Here is a 3,895-nt window from a genome sequence, read left to right as displayed (position 1 = left end):
CCGGGAGCGCGCCGGGGGCCGGAGCTGCGCCCGGAGCCGCGTTGGCACCACCCGCGCCAAGGCGCTGGCGCAGCTCTTCCTGGCGCTTGGCAAGCTCGTCCTGCAGCTGCTTCTGCTGCTCCTCGAGAACCTTCGGATCGATCGGCGCGCCATCGAAGCCCTTGGCGAAATCGGCCAGCGGAATGGCGAAGGTCACCTCGCGGGCGCCCTGGTTCTGGACGCTGATGTTGAGCGTGGTGCCCTTCTTCATCGCGTTGATGAAGTCGTCCTTGACCTGCGCCTCGGCGAAGCAGCCGTTCGGGAAGCAGATCGCGTAGCGGCCGCCGGTCGGCTGGGCATTGTCGACGCCGAAGCGGATGCCTGGCTGCAGCAGCAGGCCCAGCGGCATCAGGAAGCGCACGATCTTGTTCGGGTCGCCCTTCACGTCATAGACGGCGGCGGCGAGCACCGGCTGACCCTGATCCGAGACGAAGTCGCGGGTGGTGTAGCAGATTTCCTTGTTGGCGGCCTGGTCCTTGCCGCAAACCTTGGTCCAGCTGGTCTGGGACGGCTCGGGCTTGACCTGAACCACGGTCGGGCCGGACTGGGCGGCAGGCTGCTGGCCCGGAGCGGGCTGCTGTGCCGGCGCCGCGGGGCGCTGGGCCGGGGCTGCGGGGCGCTGGGCCTGCGCGAAAGCCGCGACGGGCGCGAAGCCGACCGCCGCGCTGAGAACCAGCCCTAGAGCAGACGATGACAGGCGAAACGAAGCGGACATTCTCTGTCTTTCCTTATCAGGCGAACTCGGGGATCGCGACTTCGCAAGCCGCGCGTCACCGCCGACGGCCCAATCGCATGCCAGCGCAGGCCATAGCAAGCCGTGCACATCAAGGGCGATTGAGGCGTTTGAATGACACCCGGTCTCGCCTTTAACGAGTTCGCGCGCGGGATTCCAGCCCGAATAGCTGCGTGACCGCCCGTTTCGCATGCTATTCTCAGTCAGGGAATCAGGTCGCACGATGGATTTTTACCGATTGCCCGTGGCGGTGAGCCGCCGCAGGGTCAACATGTTGCTCGCCTTGAGCCCGCTCGCCCTGCTGGCGCGCGGCCGCTCCGCCTTGGCTGATTCGGCCCCGGTGCAGCATGGCATCGCCATGCACGGCCAGCCCGCGCTCGCCCCGGATTTCTCCCACCTGCCCTATGCCGACCCCAAGGCCCCGCGCGGCGGGCGGCTCGTCTTCGGCATCCAGGGCACCTTCGACAGCCTCAATCCGCTGGTCGTTCTCGGCGTCGCGCCCGATGCCGTGCCGAAATACGTCCAGCAGAGCCTGCTCTTCCGCTCGGCCGACGAACCCTTCACAGCCTACGGGCTGCTGGCCTCGCGGGTTGAGCTCGACGCAGACCGCAGGAAGCTCGCTTTCGAGATCGACCGGCGTGCGACCTTCGCCGACGGCCAGCCGGTCACCGCGCAGGACGTGCTCTTCACCGTCGAGATGCTGAAGACCAAGGGCAAGCCCTTCCACCGCTCCAGCCTCGCGCGCATCACCAAGGCGGCGGCAGCTTCGTCCAGGCGCGTCGAGTTCGAGCTCGGCGACGGCTCCAACCGCGAACTGCCGCTGGTCATCGGGGCGCTGCCCATCTTCGCGAAGCACGCGACCAACGTCGAGACATTTGGCGACACCAGCTTCAAGCCCGCGCTCGGCTCCGGCCCCTATGCGGTCAGCGATGTCCGGCCGGGCGAATCGCTGCTGCTGAAACGGCGCAAGGATTTCTGGGCGGAGGACCACCCCCTCAGCCGCGGCCTCTTCAACGCGGACGAGATCCGCTACGATTTCTATCGCGATTCCAACGCCCTGTTCGAGGCGTTCAAGGCCGGGCTCTACGATGTCCGGCTGGAGGGCGACCCGACCCGCTGGATGACCGGCTACGATGTCCCGGCCGTCCATGACGGGCGCATCATCCGCCAGACCCTGCATTTCGACACGCCCAAGGGCATGACGGGGCTCGTCTTCAACACGCGCCGGCCCATGTTCGCCGATATCCGGGTGCGCGAGGCGCTCGGCCTGCTGTTCGATTTCGAATGGGTCAACCGCAACCTGTTCCACGGCGTCTATCGCCGTGCCGGCAGCTTCTTTTCCGATTCGCCACTCTCGGCACTCGGCATTCCCGCCGATGCCCGCGAGAAAGCCCTGCTCGCCGCGTTTCCTGGCGCGGTGCGCGAGGATATCCTCGCAGGGACCTGGAAACCATCGGAAACCGACGGCTCCGGCCGCGACCGCGAGCCGGCGCGCAAGGCGCTCGACCTGCTCAAGGCCGCCGGTTACGCGCTGCAGGACGGGACGCTTCGCAACGGCAAGGGCGAGCCCTTCGCCTTCGAGATCACCGTGACGAGCCGCCCGCAGGAGCGGCTCGTGCTGAACTATGCGCAGTCGCTCGGCCGCCTCGGCATCACGGCCAATGTCAGGCTGATCGACGACGTCCAGTACTGGCGGCGTCTCTCGACCTTCGACTTCGACATGATCCAGTGGACATGGCCCGCCTCCGCCTCGCCCGGCAACGAGCAGATCGGGCGCTGGGGAGCGGCGAATGCCGAGCGGAGGGGGTCGCTGAACTATGCGGGCGTGCGATCCCCGGCTGTCGATGCGGTGCTCCAGGCCATGCTCGGCGCCCGCGAGCGCGAGGATTTCGTCGCCGCGGTGCGGACACTCGACCGGCTGCTGCTGTCGGGCTTCTACGTGGTGCCACTCTACTACCTGCCCGACACCTGGCTCGCACATGCGCGGGACGTGGTGATGGCGGGGCGCCAGCCGGCCTATTTCCTCTCCAACGAAACGCTGGCGCGCCTCCCGGCGGCGGCTCCGGCGAATTGAAGGGTCGTCGATGCGGGCTGAACAGGACGAGACTTCCACCCTGCTCGACGGGCTCGACATCGACACGCTGCTGAAGGCGCTGACACGCGGGCGCGGCTACGAGGCCGCCCTGCGCGACCCGCCGGGACGGCGCGGCTGGAGCGATGTCGGGCCGGCCTCGATGAATTTCCTGCAGCTCGACCAGCGCGTCGATCAGCTGGCGCGGCTCCTGACCATCAACCGGGGGCAACCCGGCGCAAGCGTCGCGATCCTGGCACCGCTTGGGCCGGAGGCGGTGGTCTCGGTGCTGGGCTGCCTGCGCGCCGGCCTCTCCCCGGTCATGCTGCCGCTGCACGGCAACGAGCTCGAGCTGCTGCGGCTGATCGAGGCCTCGGGCGCGGTCATGGCGATCGGCGTCAGTCGTGTCGGGCCGCTGCGGCCGCTGCTGACACTGCGCAACCTCGCGATGCGTGCCTTCAGCACGCGCTTCGTCGGCGGCTTCGGCCCTGACGTGCCGGATGGTGTCGCGCCGCTCGATGCGCTCCTGGCCAATGCAACGCTGCATCCCCTGCCCGGCCCGGTGGAACGGCCGCTGCTCCAGGTCGTCGATGCCGTCACCCTCGCCGGCCCCCAGCAGATCTCCGAGCGGGAGCTGCTCGGCAAGGCGCTCGATATCTCGCGCGCGCTGAAGCCGATGACCTCGTCCAGGATCGTCAGCACCCTCGTCGGCGGCGATCTCGCCGCGCTGGCCAGCGGGCCGGGAATGGCGATGCTCACCGGCGTCGAACTGCTGCCGCTCGGGCTGTTCCACCTCGGAGACCTGCAGGCCTGCATCGAGGGCGGGCGCAGCGTTCACCTCGTCCTTCCGGGCAGCATGGAGCCCGCCCTGGCGCATTCGCGCCTAGCCGGCCACCCGGCATTGGCGAGCCTCGTCTTCGTGCATCGGGCGGGCAGCGCGCACGCCCATCCGGCAATTGATCGCCCCGATCTCGCCATCGTCGACATCGCGGTGCATAGTGCTGCCGATATCACCGTCACGCGGCGGCAGGCACCCACGGGCTGAACCGCGC

General features: G+C 68.6%; 3 protein-coding genes. 2 read left to right on the top strand and 1 reads right to left on the bottom strand.

Annotation, left to right across the window (positions count from 1 at the left end):
* Nucleotides 1–754: invasion associated locus B family protein (locus ACIPIA_RS11835; protein WP_400509712.1), on the bottom strand; the 754-nt coding region annotated here is incomplete at its 3' end.
* A 289-nt stretch (nt 755–1,043) separates the two neighbouring features.
* On the opposite strand from ACIPIA_RS11835, the gene ACIPIA_RS11830 reads away from it, so the two are divergent.
* Nucleotides 1,044–2,846, top strand: a complete 1,803-nt coding sequence (locus ACIPIA_RS11830; protein ID WP_400509710.1) for an ABC transporter substrate-binding protein — start codon at nt 1,044–1,046, stop codon at nt 2,844–2,846.
* A gap of 10 nt (nt 2,847–2,856) precedes the next feature.
* Nucleotides 2,857–3,888 (top strand): AMP-binding protein, encoded by a 1,032-nt coding sequence (locus ACIPIA_RS11825; RefSeq protein WP_400509708.1) that lies wholly within the window; start codon nt 2,857–2,859, stop codon nt 3,886–3,888.
* Nucleotides 3,889–3,895 lie beyond the last annotated feature (7 nt).

The sequence above is a fragment of the Allobosea sp. CER48 genome, assembly GCF_044752385.1.
GTDB lineage: Bacteria > Pseudomonadota > Alphaproteobacteria > Rhizobiales > Beijerinckiaceae > Allobosea.
Note: the sequence above shows the minus strand (reverse complement) of the source record. Positions and strands in the feature narration are given on the sequence as shown.

Bases quoted from the DNA above. Each gene is read 5' to 3' on its own strand.
- ACIPIA_RS11830 (WP_400509710.1), top strand. From the start codon at position 1,044: ATGTTGCTCGCCTTGAGCCCGCTCGCCCTGCTGGCGCGCGGCCGCTCC.
- ACIPIA_RS11825 (WP_400509708.1), top strand. From the start codon at position 2,857: ATGCGGGCTGAACAGGACGAGACTTCCACCCTGCTCGACGGGCTCGAC.